This is a genomic window from candidate division WOR-3 bacterium (assembly GCA_013177935.1).
Lineage (GTDB): Bacteria > Hydrothermota > Tepidihabitantia > Tepidihabitantales > Tepidihabitantaceae > Tepidihabitans.
On sequence record JABLXZ010000002.1, the window covers coordinates 382037 to 403114 of the forward strand.

The window sequence follows — 21078 nt, forward strand, 5'->3', positions numbered from 1 at the left end:
ATTTGTAACATTTTATAATTTCATAGCCTGTTGTCAAGCATTATCTTAACGACCTTTTTTCTGTCGGTAAATGCTGAATTTGCCGTACCCCGATGCCAAGGGTGCTAAAATCCTATGATATTTAGAGATTTACTGTTATCGATGCATAAAACTCCCGCCCGATAATCGGTCCCCAGTAGTATTCAATTTCCTGGTGGTGCTGAAGTGGTGGCTGATAGTAATCCCAGACATTGTTTATTCCCAGTGCAAGGCGAAAGACGCCCAATTCCTTTGCTAACCGGAGATTCATCACAGCGTATACAGGTGAATTGTAATGGTAAACGCTATCCATGCCATGAACCGCCTGAACCATCATTGGCCCATTAACTTCCCCCGTAATGCTGAGTTCTGTGTTCCAGTAGCGTAACCGATAGGCGGCAGAGTAATTGATTGCCCAGCGTTTAACAAAAGGAAGTATTTCGTGGGCAGCAGTTTTCGGCACCAGATAAAAGGCGTTAATAGTCGCCGAAAGGTTCCCATTGAATGATATATTAGTGGTGAGCTCTGCTCCAGTAGAATATGCCACTTCATCGAGGTTGTAGTAATAAAACACCGCTCGTTTACTAATGCTATCGAGACCGTCTAACTTTGCGGTTATGAAATTCGCCACCCGGTGGCGGAAAAAATTTAGTCTGAGGTCGGCGATAAAAGATTTGGTTAACAGTCTGCGGGCAGCGCCTACTTGCAGAGACGAAGATGATTCGCGGGTTAAATTCGCATCACGCCGGATGGTATATTTATAACCGGCAGGGATGTTTTCCATACTTTCAAAAATAATGGTTGGTGTGCGAAAACCGGTGCCAGCAGCAATGTTTAAATCGAGCGGTCCCAAAAACAGTTTCAACGCCCCGTAAGGCGAAACAATCGTTCCGTAGTCAGAGTTAAAGTCAACCCTTAATGCAGGCAGAAAGTCGTTACCAATTATACCTAAAGGTAAACTTAAGTTTTTCCCTGATGCCCAGATGCCGGTGTTAAACTCGTTATAAGACACAAATAGACGACTGTCTCTCAGATGCTGTTGAGAAAAAACGACCCCGGCATTTGTCTTTTCGATACCGCCGGTAAGTTCGCCGTAAACCGTTGTCTGGAATGCTGAATAATTGGCGGTTTCTATTATCCCATCTTCCTGGTGCTGGGAACCGGCTAATCGGAGTTTTAGTTCCTTATTTTCTTTAGTGAAGCTGGTACTGTGCCACAAATCCCAACGTCGGGTGTGGACCTTTTCTGCTAACGGATTGACTCCGTATTCAGAATCAGGAACAATTGCGCCACCCCGGCGCAATTCATCGCCAAAGGAGGCACCGGTACTAAACCGCCAGTGGGTACCGGGAAAGTAGCGGACAGTAGCAAGCAGTAGGTCGCGTCGATATGCGGTATTTTCGGCTATTTCATCATGATTCAGGTCGACAAAATATCTGTCTCCATGCGCCCCGATAAAGCTTAAGGACACTGGATTCAAATTACTCCCAAGGCTCGCCGAAACGTCATTGCCATAACTGCGTCTGGTATAACTTGCTCTTGCTTCCAGAGTTCGGGCGGGTTCAGGCAGAATGAGATTGAGCGCCCCTGCAACCGCATCGCTTCCCCAAAAAGCACCAGATGCACCTTTAAGCACCTCAATGCGCTCTACAAACTCAATTGGAACGAGGTCAAGAATATAGCGAGAGGCAAGATTGGAAAAAAGCGGCATACCGTCAAGGAGAATTAGGGAAAAACGGCCGGGTAGTCCTTGAATTGATACTTCGCTTGCTTCGCAGGCGCTACAACGTTTTTGTAACTGGATACCACTCTCTAATGCGGCTGCCTCACCTATTGTACCTTTCCCGGCTTCTTCGGCAGCCCTTTTAGGAATGACGACGATGGGTGTGGGTCCTTTTGCCTCGTGTATAACCTCGCGCTGTACCTTAGTTTCAACCGCTGGTAGCGGAATCGCACTCTTTTTAAGTTGAACATTATTTTTCACTCTTTGCCCATGCTCAACGAACACCGTCACTGTTTCCGGTTTGAAACCAATAAACTGGTATATCACCCGGAACGCTCCGTGCATCGGTAGTTCCAGGAAATAGTTTCCCAGGCTGTCGCTGGTTGTACCAACTGAGAGGTTTTCCAGATAGATATGGGCTCCGGGGAGCGGTGAGTTTAAAGCATCGGTAACCTTACCTTCAACCGCTCCATGGAAAGCGCTGAGGGTTGATATCAAGAATGCTGTTACGAGTATAACTTTCAAAAGGCACATATTTATTCCCCTTTTTCCCTTGCTGATATTTTGTCACACGGAAGCAAGTGTTATCCTCCGTGGTTAGTTTTTACCGGTGAACAATGAGTTTGTCACGGCAGGATGCGGAGCGGGTTTGAAACTGGTCGCCACTCAGGATTTCGCCAGTTTGAGCGTCAATTTTATAGAGGTAGATGCCGTTGGCAAGAGGGGTGCCGTCGCGGTCGCAGCCATCCCACTCAATCTGGTTGTAGCCGAAACCGCACTCCTGGGGCCCGATGATGCGCACCAGGCGGCCCGAAATGGTGAAGATTTTTACCGTGACCCGAGCCGGGCGCGTAAGGGTGAAAGTAAAAATTGCCCGGTCTTTTACTGGATTGGGAAAGACAAGGCAGGTGTCGATGCGGAGTTGTTCCCGCAGGTCAGTTTTGAGGTAGTAAGTTCCAATACGGCGGTTGAGGAGGTTGTCGGCGACCAGGATAATCAGAGAGTCGAATGTTTGCTCCAGTGTCAAGGGGTAAGAAAACCTGCCGGTGGTGGCGGAGTTGTCGTCGTAGGTGAAGCGGTCGTTTAACTGAATTTGTTTAGCCGGGTCGCTCAGGTACAGTTTTAGTCCATAAGCGGGGTCGGGTAAAAGCAGAACCCCGGACGGGTCAGTAACGGTGCCGTGCAGGGTAAACCTTTTTGGAACCCAGGTTGTGTCTTTAAGCCGGAGTAGGACATTGTCAGCCCGGAGGGTGATTTCAGGTGCTTGGCTGTCGGTTGTTGGCGCCGGGTTCGGGCTAAGGTACATCGGTGCGGAGAGTAAGGTTCTGGCGTCGGTTCCGTGCCAGAGGATTGCGGAGATTAAACAGGTTTCGCGTTTGCGGACATATCTGCCATTGCCGACAACAATGGTATCCGGATAGTCGGTTTTAGGGACGATGAAGGTTCCTGAAAAGGTGCTGTTTTGGAAGCTGCCGGTGCCACGGAAGATTTCCTGTCCGGGAAGGATATAGGTGATGTTCGCGGCATCCGAGAAGTAGTACCGTTCTCGGGCGGCTTCGGTTGCTCTGATTTCATAATAACCCTGGTTTAACTCCGGCGTGATTTCCCACTGAACCCAGCCACCAGGGTAAAAAGTATCCGGGGTTGCGGTCGGGCGGTTGCCAATCTGGGGGAGTCGCAGTTTTGTTGCCGGGTCCCCAAAGAGAATGTAGAGGTTACTCTGGAACCAGGCTTCATAGAATGCCGGGCCAATCGGCTCTTCAGGGTGGGCAAGGAGATGGGTAAAAAGTTTGTGGGCAAAGTTTTCGTTGGAGCCCGAGTAGGTCGCTTTTGAGGCGCCGATAGTGGCGATGCATCCTTCGGCACTGCGTACCAGTTCTTCGGCAATCGCCTCGTATTTGGTGTCGTCGAAGCGGCCCACGCCACAGGAGCCGAAGAAGGCAAGCGGGTTTCGGCTGCCATTGTTGACCAGCGGAACATCTTCGATATTGAACGCCCGTTCGTGACACAACTGGAAACCGGCGCCGTGCCCAAAGAAACACCAGAGAAGGGCGCCGAGGTCTAACTGGCGCAAAAGTTCGACTTCAGCCTTGGGCTTTGATTTGATTGCCTCCAGGGGGTATTCGGTTAAATATACCTTGACAATGTCGAGCTGGTTGCCGGCAAGCGGGGCGATGCGCTCGCAACCTTCGATGTGAATGGTACTCTCCCTTTTTGTGGGGTCACCAAGGTACTCGTCATCACCGAGTAAAAGCAGCCGTTTTGCCCAGAGCCCGAGTTCCTGGGTCTCATATCTTTTTACTTTATCCAGAAACTGACGCAGTTCCTGAGGGGTGCGGCTGGTGACACGGGCGAGAATCATATCCGGACTGGAGCCGCTGCCATCAAAGTCAGCAAACCAGGCGTCAAGGGCTTTGACATAAGGGTTGTAGACTTCGTAGTCAAGGTCAAAACCGATTTCGTAAGCGGGCACACCGGGGTGTTTTCCCAGCCCGAGGTTGTCTTTGTAGTCGTAGGTGGCATCACCGGCAAGGAGTCCGTAGGCAGGCTGTTTTGTGGCGAGGAAGGTTTTAATCGCACCGGGCTCTTCCATACCGAAGGCATAGTCGTCGTAGATTTGGCTCAACGGGACCGCCTTGGCGCTTGCGCCGGTGATACCTGAGATGTTGTTCTCGCGATAGCGAGCAAATTGCCGGGCAACGGGTAGAAACTCGTCCGGGCAGATGATGTAGTAGTCGGCTTTCTCCTCCGGATTGCGCAGGGTGCCGGGCTGGCGTTTTTTAAGCGAGACCGGTGTGCGCAGTCCGGCAGCGGGGCTGCCGAAGAAGTTTCCCGAGCCGTTCCACTGGAAACGGCCCTGGTTTTCCGCAAAGGTTAACGAAATGCGCTGGGGTTGGAACGGATTTGTGACATCAAGGATAATAAAATCTTCACCGACACCGCTGATTGAGAAGGCGCCACCGCTGCGGGTGTAAAATTCGATGGCGGATTGATTGCGGGTAATCGTCAGGTTTTGAGTGTAGTCCGCCTCGATGTAGTCAAGATAAACATCAGCCGCGCCCAGGAGCGTTACCGTGAGGGTGTCTTTCTTATTTTCGGGAGCGGCGGCAGCGAGCGGCAGATTTTCAAACACGAACACATTTGCCGGGCAGTTCTGGTTAGTGGCGGCAATTGCCACAGTGTCCAGTATCGTGCCGTTAAGATACAGCACCGCATAATAGGTTTCTGAAGTTTTATCGGTCCAGGCGTAAAAACGGACGGTAAGTTTATTTATTGTGTCGCGATTGGGCAGATTGAGTTCGCGGTAGAAGGTTGCGCTCGGCGCACCGGCGTTGGAGTAGCGTTCCCAGACCCAAAGCAGTCCGGAGCGAGCCGGACAGAGTTTGTCTTCTTCAAGACGAACCCGGTTCAGGGCACGGGTTTGCGGATTTGCCGGGTTTGCGGCCGGGACCTGAGCCATCCTTTTTCCATTGTCCGAACCCCAGGTGAGCCAGAACACCCGATACCGGGTGTAGTAGTTTTGCTGCCATTCCGTCAAGGAGTCGTTCCAATAGGATGGCGCCCGGGCGTAGAACAGGATTTGGTCCTGGGGGTCAAATTTTCCATCTTCAGTACCCGAAACATCGATGGCAACCTCAATCATCGTGTCCGGATATGGTCCGTTCAGGGGATAGGGACCGATGGTGTAAAGCCGGAAGGTGCGCGGGTCGATTGTTACCGGGTCAAAACCGGCGTTCTTCAAATCGTTGGGGGTGATTTTGTAAATACCGGTCGTCTCGGTTTTCACCTGGCACCAGACCGGAAACCGGTTGAAGAAGTTGAAAGAGTCCTTTTCTGGTCCGGGTGTTTTCCAGTGGATTGCGGTTTTGCCGTTAAGGAGTAATCGGGTTAGCACCGAATCGAAGGGGTCGGGCTTGAGATTTTGCCGGGCAGGACGGCTGAAGTTGAGGACACAGTTTACCTGATGGTGAATCAACGCCCTTTTTTGGACCGGATTGTATTGGACTGGATTCAGTTTGATGCGGGCGACCCTGATGTTGCGGACTGTTTCAATACTCAGCAGTTCTGCTGGGGCTTTGGGCCAGAACTCATCTTTTTCATACATTCCGCCCGGTGCAACCGGTTGTTCGCTCAGTGCTGGTGCCGGGCGAATTTCAACTCCGGTCTGTTTCTCGGTTCTGGCTGTCGAGTATTGAAGCCGGACTTCACCTTCCTGAGGCACGCCCACTAAAACGATTTTGCCCGGCAGGTCAGGTTCACCAGGTAGAGCGATGCGGTCGGCATCGGGTAAATCTATTCCGGTTCTTCCGGTGGTGATGTCAAGGGAGTCGATACAAAACTCAAACTGGACCTGGGTTGGGGTTTCAGAGATTAAGCGGGTTGAACTGGCACCGAAGGTTAAAAGCGGGAACAGGGATAAAAAAATGATAAGGGCGGGTGCCGATTTTTTCATAACTAAAAAATTTTAATAGTTAAATGTTAGTGGTCAAGGTAAAATCAGTCCTAAAATCGCGCCGGCGAGAAGGAGCCAGATTGGCTCAACCCGGAAACGCAACAGCAAAATCAGGGTGATAACGGCAATGAGCGCCGGAACCAGTCCGGTTAAGGTGGTTTTGGCAATAAAAACGGTTGACACCAGAAGCATACCGCAGACCGCTGGCATAACCCCGCTGAGAAACGCCTGTGCCCAGGTGTTTCCTCTTATCCGGTTGTAGGCGTGAATCAAGCCGAGAAGCATCAGGGCAGAGGGTAGAAATGTTCCAATGGTCGCGATGAGGGCACCGGGCAAGCCGAGCACTTTGAACCCGATGAAGGTTGCCATAATTGCGACCGGTCCTGGGGTCATCTGACCGAGCGCGACCGCATCGACGAACTCCTGCATTGTAAGCCAGCCCCGTAACTGGACCACTTCATGCTGTAAAAATGGGATGGCGGCAAACCCACCGCCAAAGATGACGGTTCCCATTTTGAAGAAGACCAGCGCCAGTTCGCCCGCTTTCTGAATTGACGGTCCTAAAGAACTGGCGGTAGTGATAAGAAAGGGAACTGGTGTCAGGGTCATAATTGGAGGGGTTTTCTTGGGCTTAATGCCAGACAGGACGATTCCCAGTACCCCACAACCGAGAACAACGAGCAGGACATCACCTTTGAAAAAGAGCGCAATTGCGGCGATTGTGCCAATTATTACTCCCTTTAAACTCTTGATATTTGACCTGCCAATAGACCAGGTTGCCCAGGCAAGGATGCCGGCAACCACCGGTTGGATACCGGCAAAGATTTTTGCAATCAAAGGCAGCGTACCAAAGCGGAAATAGAGGATGCCAAGGGCACACATCAGAATAAAGCCGGGTAAAAGCAGGGCGACCGCAGCACAAACCATCCCTTTTATGCCGGCAAGGCGATAGCCAATATATTCGGCGTAATTAGAGACGAAAGGACCGGGTAACATCTGACCCATCGCCACCGCGGTTGCGAGTTCCTCATCGCCAATCCACTTTTTCTTTTCAACAACCTCCTGGCGGATGATTGCCAGCATTCCAGGTCCGCCGCCAAAGCCGATTAAGCCGACTTTAAAGAAGGTCAAGCCAATTTGTTTTAATGAGACCGGTTTGGTGTTATCGGTGTCTTGTGAACTGCTCACCTGCCAATTTTAGATTGCAGGCAGTAAAACTCAAGAAATGTTGCGGGTTACCTTCTGGGTTTATATCCCAGTCCGACACCAAGCGAGGCGGCAGGGAGACGCATCGGCCTCCCCCACATCTCACCCGATGTGAGGTTGGCACCGATGTGCAGCAAAAGGTTGCGCTTCAGGGGTAAGGTGCCGGTTAAACCAAGCGCGATGCCGCGCAGGCCGATGCCGGCGGTGCCGGTAAAATAGGGGTTGAAGTCATAAATATACCAGATGTCCAGAAGTCCCGGAAAACCCAGGGTAGTTTGAAGCGCTCCCTTTTTGCCGGTGCGGAACTTGGCGCCGATTTGAAAGTCGTAAATAAGTGGTGAAAAGTATGGACCCTCATGACTGTGTGTCAACCATATACCGTTACCAACAATACCCTGCAAAACCAGCCCTGCCTTTTCTGAAAATCCGTAGTTCAGGCGCAAGGTTCCTGCTATGTCTAAGTAGTAATCACTATAGCCGAAACCTATCGGATAAGGTGGTACTGGTGAAAATCCAGAGGTGGCGTATCCGGTGTTCAGGCTTATTCCGCCGGTGATTTTAGGTCCGGGCACTATTTCTGCCCGGTCAAAAAACGGGATTGAACACCCCGCCAAAGCCAACAGGACAAGTATCACGAATCGGCAGCCATTTTTGAACATCCAACCTCCTCAGTGCGGTTTTTACTACCGCCTATTTGATAGTTGCCGAAATTAGTTCGCCGTGATAGATAAATGTGTAACCGGCAAAAGTTTGTTCAAAATGGTACTGGACATTACCCACTCTGTCGGCATACCATTCGTACATTCGTAAGGTGTCGGCACCGGAGATGGAACGGGTTTCAATCTTCCAGGCATTGCGGTAAGTGCCAGCGGCTACGGTGATGTCTTCCTTCTTCAACACTTCAGCGGTCATATCTTGATTTACCCGCCACTGTTTTCCCGCGGCAAGCGGTAGTGCCAAAATGGTATCGGGTTCAGTGTCGTCTTTGCTGTCATAGCTCAAAACAAATTTGTCGGTTTCTCTTACATAACAGGTTTCATCAATCGTATAGGTGCTTTCGCGCGGATAACGGATGTGAACGGTGCCAACTTTTATCAGTTCAACAACATCTTCCCCTGAACTCAGTTTGTCGTTCTTTGTTGCCCGGGTATTGATGGTTAAGGTTTGCACCGTGTCCGGTGTGCCGACGGTGCTGGTTGTCATTAAGGTCCAGGCATACCAGTTCCAGGTGCTGCCAATGGAAAGCGGGTAATAGTCCGGTTTGCTGCCGAAGATGTCGCAGGAGACGAATAAGGCGAGGGTGCCGAACAGGGTCAGGATAATTAGCGCTTTACGCATAAGCCTCCTTTCTGATAAAAGGGTAGAGTCCAAACTCGTTTCTGTCAATCCGGGCGTATTTTGTTGCCCAGAAGAAGTTTTCCGGTATATTTTCCGATAATGAAGGTTTTAGTTACCGGTGGTGCGGGCTATATTGGCAGCGTTACCAGTTTACTTTTAGCCGAATCCGGTTGTGATGTTGTGGTGTTTGACAACCTGAAAGGCGGGCATCGTTCCGCAGTTTTGCCGCCAGTGCGGCTGGTTCCGGGTGACCTTGCTGATGCCGATTTGATTGACCGGATAATTAAAGCGGAAAAACCGGACTGTGTGATGCACTTTGCGGCTTTGATTGCGGTTGGTGAGTCGGTGGAAAAGCCCGATTTGTACTTTTACAACAATGTGGGTTGCGGGCTCAATCTGTTGAATGCGGTAGGCAGAAACCGGGTGCCGCGATTTATTTTCTCCTCAACCGCGGCGGTTTACGGCACACCGCACGATGTGCCTGTGACAGAAGCCGCGCCCTTGCAACCGGAAAATCCGTACGGTGAGACCAAGAGGTTTTTTGAAGAGTTGTTAAAGGTGTATGCCCGCATCTACCGGTTTTCCTATTGCATCCTGCGTTACTTCAATGTTGCCGGTGCGTATAAAGGGCTGGGTGAAGACCATAGGCCCGAAACCCATCTGATTCCGCGGATTTTGCGCTCGGTTCTGCATCCAGGCGAGACCTTTGAGATTTACGGTGCGGACTATCCGACCCGGGACGGCACCTGTGTGCGGGACTACATCCACATCTATGACCTGGCACGGGCGCATCTTTTCGCCTTGAGGGCGCTAAAAGAGGAAAACCTTTTGTTCAACCTTGGGTCGGAAAACGGTTATACCGTCAAAGAGGTTTTTGCCACCTGTGAAAAGGTGGTGGGTGAGAAAATTAACTATCGGATTGCGCCCCGCCGGCACGGCGATGTGCCGGTACTGATTGCCTCTTCGGCAAAGATTAAAAGAGAACTGGGCTGGAAGCCGGAGAAAACGCTCGAAGATATGGTGCGTGATGCCTGGGAGTGGCACAAAACACACCCCCGGGGTTATTTAGATTGACAAGATAGGTAGAGGTTGTTTAAATAATTTAATATGAAAAAGGTTGGTATTGCAGGAGCAACCGGTCTCGTTGGCGAAACGCTAATCAGCCTTCTGGAATCAGGACCATATAAAATTGATGAATTAAGGCTTTTCGCCTCGGAGAAGAGTGCCGGGAGAAAGGTGCAGTTTCGGGATAAGGAAATTGAGGTTAAGACCCTAACGGTTGACGGGTTCAAAGGGCTGGACATCGCCTTTTTCTGTGTTGAGAACGAACTGGCGCGGCAGTTTGTGCCCGAGGTGGCGAAGTTCTGTCCGGTGATTGACAAGTCAAGCGAGTTCCGGCTGAAAGAGGATGTGCCGCTTGTGGTGCCCGAGGTTAATCCCGACGCAGTTAAAGAGCACAAAAACATCATCGGCAATCCTAACTGCACAACGATTCCGCTCGTGGTTGCGGTCAATCCCCTGCACCAGGAGTTCGGGTTAAAAGAGATTTTTCTTGCTACCTATCAGTCGGTATCGGGTGCGGGTCGGGCAGCGGTCGAGCAACTTTATTACGAGAGCGAGTTTTTCTGTGTCCAGCGCCAGCCCGACACCGAAGGAAGCCCGTTTCCGGTGCAGATTGTGGACAATGTGATTCCCTGGATTGGCGGCGGTGATAGGTCTGGTATGAGCGGTGAGGAGCAAAAGACGGTTCTCGAAACGCGGAAAATCCTCGGGCTTGCGGATTTGAAAATCAACTCAACCTGTGTCCGGGTGCCGATTACGGTCGGGCACAGCCTTGCGGTTACCTGCCGGTTTGAGAATAAGGTAAACCGGGAAAGGGCGCTGGAACTGCTTAAGAAGGCGCCCGGTGTCGTGTTAAAAGAGGGTATAGAACCGCTTACACCGCTTCACTGTCGCGGTAAAAACGAGGTGTTTGTCAGTCGGGTGCGGCAGGGCGCAAACGAGAATGACTTAAACCTCTGGATTGTTGCCGACAACCTGTACAAGGGTGCGGCGACCAATGCCCTGCAGATTGCCGAACTTTTGTTTAAATCTTAAAAGGGGGCAGATGAAAAGTTTTCTTTTCTGTTTTCTAACTATTTTGCTCGTGCCGGGCGCAATTTTTGCCCAAGCCGAGTTTGACCAATTTATACCCGAGCACGGCTGGCGAAACCAGTTTCCACCTGGTACAACTTTTGCCGAGTCGCTGCACACTTACGATGTCCGGCATTACCGGCTTGACTTTGACCTGCCGATGAGTGATGCCAGTTACCGTTGTTTTGAACGGGTGACAATAAAAAGCAATGTTTCGTCCCTTGACACTTTCAGTCTGGACTTTGCCGGGTTGGTTTGCGATTCGGTGAAAAGGGGTCCGGTGGCGTTAACTTTTTCCACCCCGCCGGAACGGCTTTTAATTCAACTTGATAGCCCCTTGGCGCTCGGTGAGTCCACGGCGATTGACATTTTTTTCCATCGGGAAGCGAGCGCACCACAGCGGGGTTTTTTCTTTGCGCGGCCGCCCACGGTGCTTTATGCCCATGCGATGACCTGTGGCTGTCCTCGTGACAACCATTACTGGTTTGCCTGCTGGGACTGGCCCAGCGATAAGGCGGAGCGGGGTTGTGAAATCAATATCACGGTGCCGGACACCTTTCAGGCATGTGCCAACGGGCTGCTTGATTCAATAACCAGTGCCCCGGGTGGGAAAAAGACCTACTGGTGGCGTCACACCTATCCCATCGCTACATATCTGATGACCTTTTCCGCTTCAAGGTTCGCCTTTTGGGATACGGTGGTTGTCTGTCCGAATGGTGACACCGTTCCTTTAATGTACTTTATGTGGCCCCGGGATTCGGCGGCAACCCGCACCGGTTATCGGCTGGTGCCGGATATGATGCTCTATTTCAGCGATACCAGTCGGTTTGGTCCTTATCCGTTTGAGCGGTATGGCATGGTGCCGGGGTATTATGGGTTTCCCTGGGGTGGAATGGAGCATCAGACCCAGGTGATGATTCACACCAGTTATATTGGTGGTGGTGAGGCGACCATCTGTCATGAACTTGCCCATATGTGGTGGGGCGATATGGTTACCCATATCGGTTATGCTGATGTCTGGCTCAATGAAGGGTTTGCCTCCTGGGCAGAGTGTTTATATATGGGGCACCTGAACGGAAGGAATTACTTCCAGAATTACATTGCGGTTAAGGCGCGGCAGTACTTCACCCAGCACCGCAGCCGGGACTTTCCGATTTACAATCCGCCCTGGAGTGAAATCTACAACTACGGGATTGTTTACTGTAAGGGCTCCTGGATATTGCGGATGCTGCAGTTTCTTACCGGTGATACCACCTGGCAAACGCCCGGGATACTGTTTCGGGCGCTGCGGGTTTATGCTGACTCATTTAAGTACGGCACGGTGTCAACCGCCGATTTCCAGCGGATTGTGGAACAGGTTACCGGCATTGACTTCGACACCTTTTTCAACGAGTGGGTTTATGACCGGGGCTATCCGAAATTTCATTTATACTGGACAAAAAGGGCGCAGGCAGACTCGTATCAGGTGGTGATTAACCTTTATCAGCGCAATGACACCAACTCGGCACCGCTGTTCCACATTCCGCTGCCCATCAGGTTTAACTGCGTCGGGGAAAGCGTGCTGGCGACACTGGATGTTCAGGACACACTGGTCGTTGACACATTTGTGCTGGCACAGGAGCCATTGAGCATCACCCCGGACCCGGACAACTGGATTTTAGACAGTTGCTATGTGACGCCGGTTGGATTAGAGGAAGAGGCAGGGGTTGCAGTTCGGCTCCAGGGTGTCCAGCCCAATCCGGCACGAGCCCGGGTACGGTTTATTTTGAACCGGGCAGGCACGACACCCATTGAGATTTACGACCACACAGGCCGTTTGGTGGTGAAGGTTCAACCGGGCAGAGAAACAGTGGAATGGAACGGTGTTGACCAAAAGGGGAATCAGGTACCCGCCGGGGTTTACTTTGCCCGTTTGGGCAGAGAAGAGGTACTACCGGTGCGGTTTGTTCTTTTAAGATAAAGGGAGAAAAAACAAAAGGGGCGGCAGAACGCCGCCCCTTTTTTCGTCTCGGTCTAAGGTTCCCGGATATCGCCGTCAACACAGTCGTAAAATGTGTTGTTGGCACGGAGTTCCGCGGGTGATGGATATTCGCTACCGGTAAGATAGATGCCATAGGCGGCGCTGTGGCCGATTGAGTCGCCCTGAATTTGGGGCAGGGCGTCGTCGATGTAGATGTTGCCATAGCCGTCACCGGCGCCATATTCAATTGTGCAGTTGATAAGTTTAGCATCGGTGTCAATGGTGTTGTCGTAAAATCCGATTGACTGCCAGTCGCCCCGGCTGGGTGATGGTGATGAGCTGATAAATCGGATGCGGCCGCTGGTGCCATCGGCATTAATTGCACCTCTGCCGCTGTAGCCGCAGTAAAACTCCACTTCGGGCATAAGTTGAATCGTTGTACCGGGCGCGATGGTCAGAACCGGGTTGTTGGTGTTGCTGCCAACGCTGACATCGCTGTTGATAACATAAGGGACACCGGGATTTATCCAGGTGCCGGAGGTGATAACCGAGCCTCCTTTAATCAGGATACCATTCTGGGTGTTACCAGTGAAACTGTTGCCGGTGCCAATGGTCCGGGCATATTCGGCATGGATGCGCAAGGGAAACTGGTTGCAACTGGTAATGGTGTTGTTGGTAAAGGTCTGGAAACCGGCATCATCGGTGAGATAAACACCGTAATTTCCGCTGTAACGGAAGGTGCAGTTGGTAATTTTAACGCTGGTGATGGCGCTGGCGTAGAGCTCGCCGGGCCAGCTTGACGAGCCGCCACCGTATTCAAATGTGCAGTAACTGAAACTGGAGGTGCTCATCGCGAGGTCATAAAGTCCCACATTGTACCAGTCGCCTGGTGCTGGCGTGGCAACATTTGAGGTGAAAAGGATGGTGGAGTCCGGAGTGCCGTTGGCAATGATGGCACCGGCGGTGCCGGCGTAGCCGGTATAAAGTTCAGTTTCCGGAGCAAATTTGACAATGCAGCCCGGTTTGATGGTCAGGGTGGCGTTGTTTTCAACCGAGATGTCGTTGTCAATGATGTGCGGGTTGCCTGAAGGGTACCAGGTTTCGTCCTGGGTGATTGTGCCGGAGTGGTGCGTTGGTCCGGTGCCGCCGCCACCGCCGGCAATAACAATTGTGATGGCGGTTGATGTTGCCGAATTATCCGCCGCATCATAGGCTTTGGCATAGACAGTGTGAACCGAGCCAGGTGTTTCGGCAGCAGCGTCCCAGATGTAGCGGAAGGTGTCGGCGGTGCCAGCCTGGTCTGAGCCCTTTAGGGTGTTGTCGATAAAAAATTCAACTTTGGTTACCGCTTTGTTGTCAGTGGCATAGGCTTTAATCAAGATGTTACCGGCGGCAATGGTATCGTTGTTTAATGGACTGACAATTGTAACTTGGGGGTTGGTGGTGTCACTGGTCACGCAGGTTGCCAGTATCGCAACCAGTGCGGCGACCACAGAGAGGATAGTAACTTTTCTCATCTCGACTCCTTTTAGGTTAGAGCTCTTGAATACCTTGTCTTAATTAAGAAAGACAAACGGCATCCGCCAATACTATACCCGGTGCCGGGGTTTTGTCAAATGGATAATGACCAGTGGGATAAACGCCGGCAGTTGCCGGTCCCGTCTTTGACTGGTATTAAACCTTGCGAACTAAGACCAGTGGCGGCGCAACAATGGCAAAACACACAATATCCAACATCATCCCCGATACCGCCCCGGGGTTGGGTATGGAAAATTAAGCCCCAGTTGCCTAACGCTTTAAAATACGAAATGTTAGAAGAAAAAAGTGCGTTCAGCGGTAGTATACTTTAAAGTATACTTAGTTCCGGACGCAAATTTTCAATCGATGCTGGGAATGGGTGATGCTTGACCAGGGATTTTTAATCGGGAAAATTATAGAGTGAAAGGAGTTGTAAGATGAAAAGGTTAATTGTCATTGTCAGCGCGCTGCTTTTTATCGTCTGTGGTGGACAGAAGCCGGCACAAACTGAGGCGCCGTCAACGGTTTCGGACACAGTAAGTTTGAAAACAGCCGAAACGGCTAAGCCGGAGTCAACCGGGTCAGCAGTTGCTCCAGAACCGACACCGGCAACGCCGGCAGAAAATGTTTCGCCAGAAAAGGTGGCGGGAAAGAGTGAAAAGCCGGCAGAACTGCCCAAACTGTGGGACTTTTTTGCAACCTGGTGTCCGCCCTGTAAGAAGCAGGCACCGATTGTGGAGGAGATTGCCCGTGAGTTTGAGGGCGTGGTTGAGGTCCGTTCCATTGACACCGACAAGGAGCAGGAACTGGCACGCAAATTCAACATTCAGGCGATTCCAACGCTGGTATTTTTGGACCCATCAGGCAAGGAACTTTCCCGTAATGTCGGCTTGATGAGCAAAGACTCAATCATCGCCCGGTTCAAGACGCACGGGTTTATCAAGTAGGGCAGAAGAAAAAGGCACTATTTACTTTTTATACGGGTTTTTAGACAAACCTTCTGGTTTTATCGAATAGCAACGCAATCTTTATCCAAATAGATTGAAAACTTTGCGAAACCATTTCATAGAACAGTGTTTATAAGAAGACCGGTCAATCTTAACAGCGGGAACAACGCACCTAAAATGACGGGGTTCAGTTAGCTTGATAAAATAATACTTTACAAAAGAAAAAAGTCAGTTAATAATATAATGGTGGTAGTGAATATGATCGGCAGATGCTCGCGTTGGAAAAAATGCAAAGCGGGTAAAAACCCAAAGATAGGGTGTTATGGGTGTGGATTTAAACATTTTGAGAATATATTAAATGAGAACAAAGAAAATAAAATGTTACAATTTTTAGCAGAAAAATTTTTTGATTTATGCTCGGAAAGACAAAATCGGGGAGGAAGGATTGCTCTTGATAAACCAATAAATGAGTTGCTCATAAAAGAGATTCAAGAGCTTAACGAGTTGAATATCGAAGACCTTACACTGACCATTAATGGAGAGGAGGTCAATTTTAAGGTTAAGTGTGACGGGAAATTTGAGTATAACAAAATATACTTTTTTTACGAGGTCAAAGGATTAGGAGAGGGTTCCAATGATATACTCTCTGCAATCACTGCTGCCCAGTTATTAAAGGAGGCAATAGGAAGTAACTACCACTATTATTATATTGGGATTACTAGAAACAACTCCAATAACGCCTTTCGCAATAAGAAGAAGAGTAAGATTTACCCATATGTGAAATGGGCAGAAAATAAAGGTTTTTTGAAGTTCTATAGCATTGTAGACATTCAAGAACTTGTAAACGAAATTAAACAGGTAATTAATAAAAAAGAATCTTAAAAGGCGGCATCATCTTACACGCATAAGAAGAGATTATGACCCATCATAAGTTGATAATTGGCAATTGCATGAGTATGAAAGAGATTCCAGATGAGAGTGTCCATCTGATGGTTACTTCCCCACCATATTTCAATGCACCTTTTGACTATAAAGGGCTATTTAAAAATTATGACCAGTACCTTGGTGTTCTTAATAGGGTAGCCAAAGAAGTTTATAGAGTATTAAAAGAAGGCAGGATTGCTGTCTTAAACATTGATGATATGCTTGTCAATAGTGAAAAGTTTCCTATTGTTGCGGATGCAACGAAAATATTTCAAAGTGCGGGTTTCCGGTATCGGGATAGGATTATCTGGAAAAAACCTGATGGCTATTTAAGAATCAGCAGGAGAAGCGGGGTACTTCTCCAAAATCCTTATCCGATGTACTTTTACCCGGATAATCTTTTAGAAAGTATAATTATTTTTCAAAAAGGGAAATTTAACTATCATTCCATCCCCAAGGAAATTAGGGAAGCATCAAAGATAGACCTAAAGGAATTTTCTGATAACAAATGGTATATGACATTATGGGAAATGGTTAATGTTTTGCCCAACTCGCCGTTAGAAAAGGAAATTGCGGCATTTCCCGAAGAGTTGCCTTATAGGATAATTAAACTATTTTCGTATAAAGGAGAAACAGTCTTAGACCCGTTTGTCGGCAGTGGTACCACAATGAAGGTTGCCCGAGAACTCGGCAGAAACAGTATCGGGATTGAGATAAAAAAGTCATTGATTCCGATTATCAAGAAAAAGGTGGGTTTTGAAGGACAGTTGAAGATTGAGAACAGCGATGACACATTTGAGGTTATAATAAGGGAAGGCGTCAAGTATGGATGTGTCGGCTAAAATTACCGGCATTAAATATTCGCCCCTTTTATGCCGAAATCTGAATACATATTCATTAAGGCAACTTGATGAGGCGTTATCAAGAGATAGCGCTTTTATTTTAAATGTGGATAACATGGGGCAAGTTGCAGTAAGTTGGTGGGTTTCAGCGAAGAGAACAAGGTCTTATCCTTACGCCCGGGTTTACGATACCCTTAGCTTTCAAGGTAAAAAAGTCACCATAATCCCAATTGTGAAAGATGAAGGAAAAGAAGGAGACCGAGACTTTTTACAGTGGGATACTATTTCGTTAATGAGTTTATTAGGTGTTTACACAATTATCTCTTATTACAATTATGCGGAAAGAAGTCGTAGATATCGGCACAAAATAACAAGCCAGCGGTTTGATATCACACACCTTACAAGGGAAGTAAACAACCTTATGTCCTATCAATCAGATGCCTTACATTGGAACCTTGCTCAAATTGAGAATGTTGGAGAGATAGGCAAACGGGCAATTGATTCCTATGAAAGGATTTCAAAAGAGCTTGGTGTTGAAATGCACTCCAGAGAGTCAGCCAGGGAAAGAATTGCAGAGCTCCTTAAAGGTAAAGAAAATTTTATGACGCTTTCGAGAGATTTGGCGAGGAAAGCACAAGAACGGGAATCGCAAACAAACCAACCCAAAGAAAAGTTATCCGGAATAAAAGCAACTCTAACGATAAAAAACTATATTGGCGGTTATTATTTTTTTACCTGCGACGAGGTTAATATCGAAAAGGGAGTTATACAGTTAATAGAGGGAAAACATAGCAAGCAAAGCATCATTCCTTCATTGGAAGACATAAAAGATGGATTAGTGAAAATGATTTTATTTACTAATTTGACGGAAGTGAAAATTGGGGATGTTAAGTATAAGCCTGTCTCGATCTTAAAACTTACAAGCGACCGGAAGTTTTCATTAGCATCTTTAAGCAAGTCAAGGGTAAACGATTTACGACTTCTGAAAAGAGAAGCGATAGTGAATAATTTTAAGGTATTGGTAAACAATATCGATTTGCAGGAAATTGATATATGAGAAGGACGATTAGCGGTGGATAATACACCGAAAAGGTGTGCACATAATGGAATGCACAATGATTTTAATGCAATATAACAAAAGATATAACACATTCATAGCAGGTAGAACCTTGCAAATAGGCTATTTTTGAGGAGCACAAAACCTATTGACAAAAATTAATTTTGCATTATAATTAAACTGGACGCAGAGTTTGATGAGTACTGAAGTTAAGCGCGACGCTAAAGCCACTCACTTTTTAAAGTGGGGAAGGAGGTGATATGGTAAATAAACCGTTGTGTTTGTTAATCGGTTTAGCCCTTTTGTTTTCGGTTTTGGTTAGTTCCCCGGTTACAAAGTTGCCACCCTCCACCCCAAGCCAAAACAATTCCGAGACTTTTTATCTAAACAACAACCGCTTTGTCACCAGAATTTATGCCCAACCTATTGACCAGCATCGTGAGAGTGAAAGGCTGCCGGTTATGGCAGAATCAACCCGGCGCGCCTATCCTCAGAATGACGGTTTCTGGACCGGCAATGTGAGGACCAGAACCAACAATTGGGAAAAAAACTCGGGGGATATTGTCGCGACCAGTCAACCCCAAAGCGCCTCCCAGTGGTGGTATCAAGGCTGGTTTAAATTTGACCTGTCCACCATTCCGGACGATGCGATAATTGACACGGTGAGTCTTAATTACTACTGCTACGAAGCGGCAAGCGGTCCCAGTACCTTTATCCGTCTGTTGCCTGGTGACCCGGTGCCGCAAACACCTCAAACGCTCTGGAACTGGATAACGACCGGTACCGCACTAACTCTCGCCCAGACGCATGGACTGGGCTGGATAACGCGCGTTCTGAACAGTACGGGCCGCGCCGCGGTAGAGTCCTGCTTGACCCAGAACTGGATTGCGCTTGGTTTGCACGAATGGACCAACCGCACCGGAGCGATTTTAAGGGCGTATGGTATTGGTACCGGGCAGTACGTTCCTTACCTTGAAATCGCTTACAACCTGCCAGCGCGCACCGATATTTCTGCGGAAGAGGTGCTGGAACCGGTGGGTAATATCCCTCAGGGAACAATAATCGTACCGACCGGAAGGTGGCGTAATCGGCAACCCCATCCGGATGATTACTATGCCTGGTTTATCTTCATTAGCCCGACAAATCAACGCTACACATTGCCCGGAAAGTTTGTCCAGGGGCACCCGGGTTTGAGTGATACTATTCTGTTCTTTACCCCGTTTGCTTTAAACGATACCGGCCGCTGGACCGTTAAATGTTCCACTTATGCCGAGGGCGATATTGACCAGAATAACGATGTTATTCTACGGTTCTTCCGGGTATTCTCCAGTGGTTCTGGGAATAACTTTGATGTGGCGGTCACCGAAATTTTTTCGCCGGTTGGGGTTTATGACACCAACGCAACGATTGTGCCCCGCGCCTCCTGGAAGAATAACTCTGCCAATTCAGCGACATTTTATGCCTATGTGGGCTTGACCAATCCAGCCGGTATTAGAACATACACCAATTCGTATATTGTTACCAATCTGCCGGCAGGGGCTGATACTACAATTGAATTTGTTCCTTATAATGTGGGTATGGATACCGGGCGCTGGGCGGTATGTTGTTCGACCGTGGCAATCGGTGACACATATCCGGATAACGACTGGCGTCTTGGTCAATTTGCCGTTTATGAGGGTGGTGGTGCCAACCAAGCGGGCTGGTATGAAAAAACACCGATGCCGTTACAGCCTTCGGGTAAATCGATAAAAGACGGTGGCTGGCTGACCTTTGACCAGGGAAGCGGTTTACTTTTCGCTGCCAAGGGGAATAAGACCGGTGATTTCTACTGTTATGACCCGCAGGCTGATACCTGGCACGAACTGAACTTCTGGCCCGGGGGAATAGAAGGTAAAGGTCCGTCAAAGGGTGCGGTCGGTATTGCGGATGGGTATGGCCGGATTTTTGCGGTAAAAGGAAACAACACCCGGGGGTTCTGGTGCTATTATCATGAAGGGGACTCCTGGCGTCAACTTCCGGATGTGCCGCTTGGACCATCAAACAAAAAGGTCAAGGGGGGCAGTGATGTTGTGTATGTTGAACAGGGAGGTACGCCTTTTGTTTATCTCTTGAAGGGGTATAAAAATGAGTTTTATCGTTTTAACTTAACGACCGACTCCTGGGAGCTTTTGCCCGAAGCACCCCAGGCGATTCACCCGAAATGGGACAAAGGGTCGTGGCTGGTGTACGATGGCAATCAGTACATATATGCGCACAAAGCAAAGTATCACGAATTCTGGCGGTTTGACCTTTACACCCTTACCTGGGATACAACGCGGCTGCAGGGGATGCCATTTTTGAGCCGGACCGGGAAAAACAAAAAAGCAAAGGATGGCAGTAGTGCGGCATATCGGGATGGCGCGATATTTGCATTAAAGGGTGGCAATACCTGTGAGTTCTACTGCTATGACATTATCGGCGATACCTGGACCGAGCTGGCACCAATGCCCGAGGTTGGTTCAACCGGCAGAAAGAAAAGGGTGAAGGGCGGCGGCGACATTACCGTATATTCGCCAACTATGATTTTTGCCCTGAAAGGTAACAAAACCCGGGAACTTTGGTGCTATTACACGCCGACATTAAATTCGGCGGCGCCCTTACAGGGGATAACCAGTGCCTCCTCAACGCCGCGATTTGATTTTGGTCTCTTTCCCAATCCCTGCCGTGCTAACGAAGTCACTGTTTTCTGTCCGGATACACGAAGCGGCTTATTGACAATCTCGCTTTACGACATAACCGGCGCGCTCCGCCTGAAAAAACAGTTAAACCTCACAAAAACTGCCGGGCGCACCCTGGACCTGTCGTCGATACCTAACGGCATCTACTGGGTAAAATTAGAACAGGGCAAAAGGGCACGGGCGCAGAAGTTAGTTGTCAATCGGTAGTAACGCGCGGTATCGGACAATTTACCGTCAGTGAT

The 21078-nt window shown here is 49.1% G+C and carries 14 protein-coding genes; 8 read left to right on the forward strand and 6 right to left on the reverse strand.

Going from position 1 to position 21078, the window contains the following annotated elements; translation table 11 throughout:
* Nucleotides 1–121: 121 nt before the first annotated feature.
* The 5 genes from HPY86_04915 to HPY86_04935 form a co-directional block, all read right to left on the reverse strand.
* Nucleotides 122–2275: a TonB-dependent receptor gene (locus tag HPY86_04915; GenBank protein ID NPV14254.1), complete on the reverse strand. Its 2154-nt coding sequence runs from the start codon at nucleotides 2273–2275 to the stop codon at nucleotides 122–124.
* Between the two features lie 70 nt (nucleotides 2276–2345).
* The gene (locus HPY86_04920) at nucleotides 2346–6194 is read right to left on the reverse strand and encodes a hypothetical protein (GenBank protein NPV14255.1); all 3849 of its coding nucleotides are present in this window, start codon (nucleotides 6192–6194) and stop codon (nucleotides 2346–2348) included.
* A 33-nt stretch (nucleotides 6195–6227) separates the two neighbouring features.
* On the reverse strand, nucleotides 6228–7382 hold the full coding sequence (gene chrA / locus HPY86_04925; GenBank protein ID NPV14256.1) for a chromate efflux transporter: 1155 nt from the start codon (nucleotides 7380–7382) through the stop codon (nucleotides 6228–6230).
* Between the two features lie 47 nt (nucleotides 7383–7429).
* Nucleotides 7430–8059 (reverse strand): hypothetical protein, encoded by a 630-nt coding sequence (locus HPY86_04930; GenBank protein ID NPV14257.1) that lies wholly within the window; start codon nucleotides 8057–8059, stop codon nucleotides 7430–7432.
* A 31-nt stretch (nucleotides 8060–8090) separates the two neighbouring features.
* Nucleotides 8091–8738 carry a hypothetical protein gene (locus HPY86_04935; GenBank protein ID NPV14258.1) on the reverse strand — a complete coding sequence of 216 codons (648 nt, stop codon included), beginning with the start codon at nucleotides 8736–8738 and terminating at the stop codon, nucleotides 8091–8093.
* Nucleotides 8739–8837: 99 nt separating this feature from the next.
* On the opposite strand from HPY86_04935, the gene galE reads away from it, so the two are divergent.
* The 3 genes from galE to HPY86_04950 are packed head-to-tail and all read left to right on the forward strand — an operon-like array spanning nucleotide 8838 to nucleotide 12831.
* Complete coding sequence (gene galE, locus HPY86_04940; protein NPV14259.1) at nucleotides 8838–9812, forward strand: UDP-glucose 4-epimerase GalE; 975 nt, start codon at nucleotides 8838–8840, stop codon at nucleotides 9810–9812.
* A gap of 33 nt (nucleotides 9813–9845) precedes the next feature.
* Nucleotides 9846–10835 (forward strand): aspartate-semialdehyde dehydrogenase, encoded by a 990-nt coding sequence (locus HPY86_04945; protein ID NPV14260.1) that lies wholly within the window; start codon nucleotides 9846–9848, stop codon nucleotides 10833–10835.
* A 10-nt stretch (nucleotides 10836–10845) separates the two neighbouring features.
* Complete coding sequence (locus HPY86_04950; protein NPV14261.1) at nucleotides 10846–12831, forward strand: T9SS type A sorting domain-containing protein; 1986 nt, start codon at nucleotides 10846–10848, stop codon at nucleotides 12829–12831.
* A gap of 53 nt (nucleotides 12832–12884) precedes the next feature.
* On the opposite strand, the gene HPY86_04955 is transcribed toward HPY86_04950, so the two are convergent.
* Nucleotides 12885–14348: a hypothetical protein gene (locus HPY86_04955; GenBank protein NPV14262.1), complete on the reverse strand. Its 1464-nt coding sequence runs from the start codon at nucleotides 14346–14348 to the stop codon at nucleotides 12885–12887.
* Nucleotides 14349–14786: 438 nt separating this feature from the next.
* On the opposite strand from HPY86_04955, the gene HPY86_04960 reads away from it, so the two are divergent.
* From HPY86_04960 to HPY86_04980, 5 genes are all read left to right on the forward strand, one after another.
* On the forward strand, nucleotides 14787–15296 hold the full coding sequence (locus tag HPY86_04960) for a thioredoxin fold domain-containing protein (protein ID NPV14263.1): 510 nt from the start codon (nucleotides 14787–14789) through the stop codon (nucleotides 15294–15296).
* A gap of 246 nt (nucleotides 15297–15542) precedes the next feature.
* Nucleotides 15543–16178: a hypothetical protein gene (locus HPY86_04965; protein NPV14264.1), complete on the forward strand. Its 636-nt coding sequence runs from the start codon at nucleotides 15543–15545 to the stop codon at nucleotides 16176–16178.
* A 32-nt stretch (nucleotides 16179–16210) separates the two neighbouring features.
* Complete coding sequence (locus HPY86_04970) at nucleotides 16211–17062, forward strand: site-specific DNA-methyltransferase (protein NPV14265.1); 852 nt, start codon at nucleotides 16211–16213, stop codon at nucleotides 17060–17062.
* Nucleotides 17046–18119: a hypothetical protein gene (locus HPY86_04975; protein NPV14266.1), complete on the forward strand. Its 1074-nt coding sequence runs from the start codon at nucleotides 17046–17048 to the stop codon at nucleotides 18117–18119. The genes HPY86_04970 and HPY86_04975 overlap by 17 nt, the downstream gene beginning before the upstream one ends.
* Nucleotides 18120–18379: 260 nt before the next feature.
* Nucleotides 18380–21043 carry a T9SS type A sorting domain-containing protein gene (locus tag HPY86_04980; GenBank protein ID NPV14267.1) on the forward strand — a complete coding sequence of 888 codons (2664 nt, stop codon included), beginning with the start codon at nucleotides 18380–18382 and terminating at the stop codon, nucleotides 21041–21043.
* Nucleotides 21044–21078: the final 35 nt, after the last annotated feature.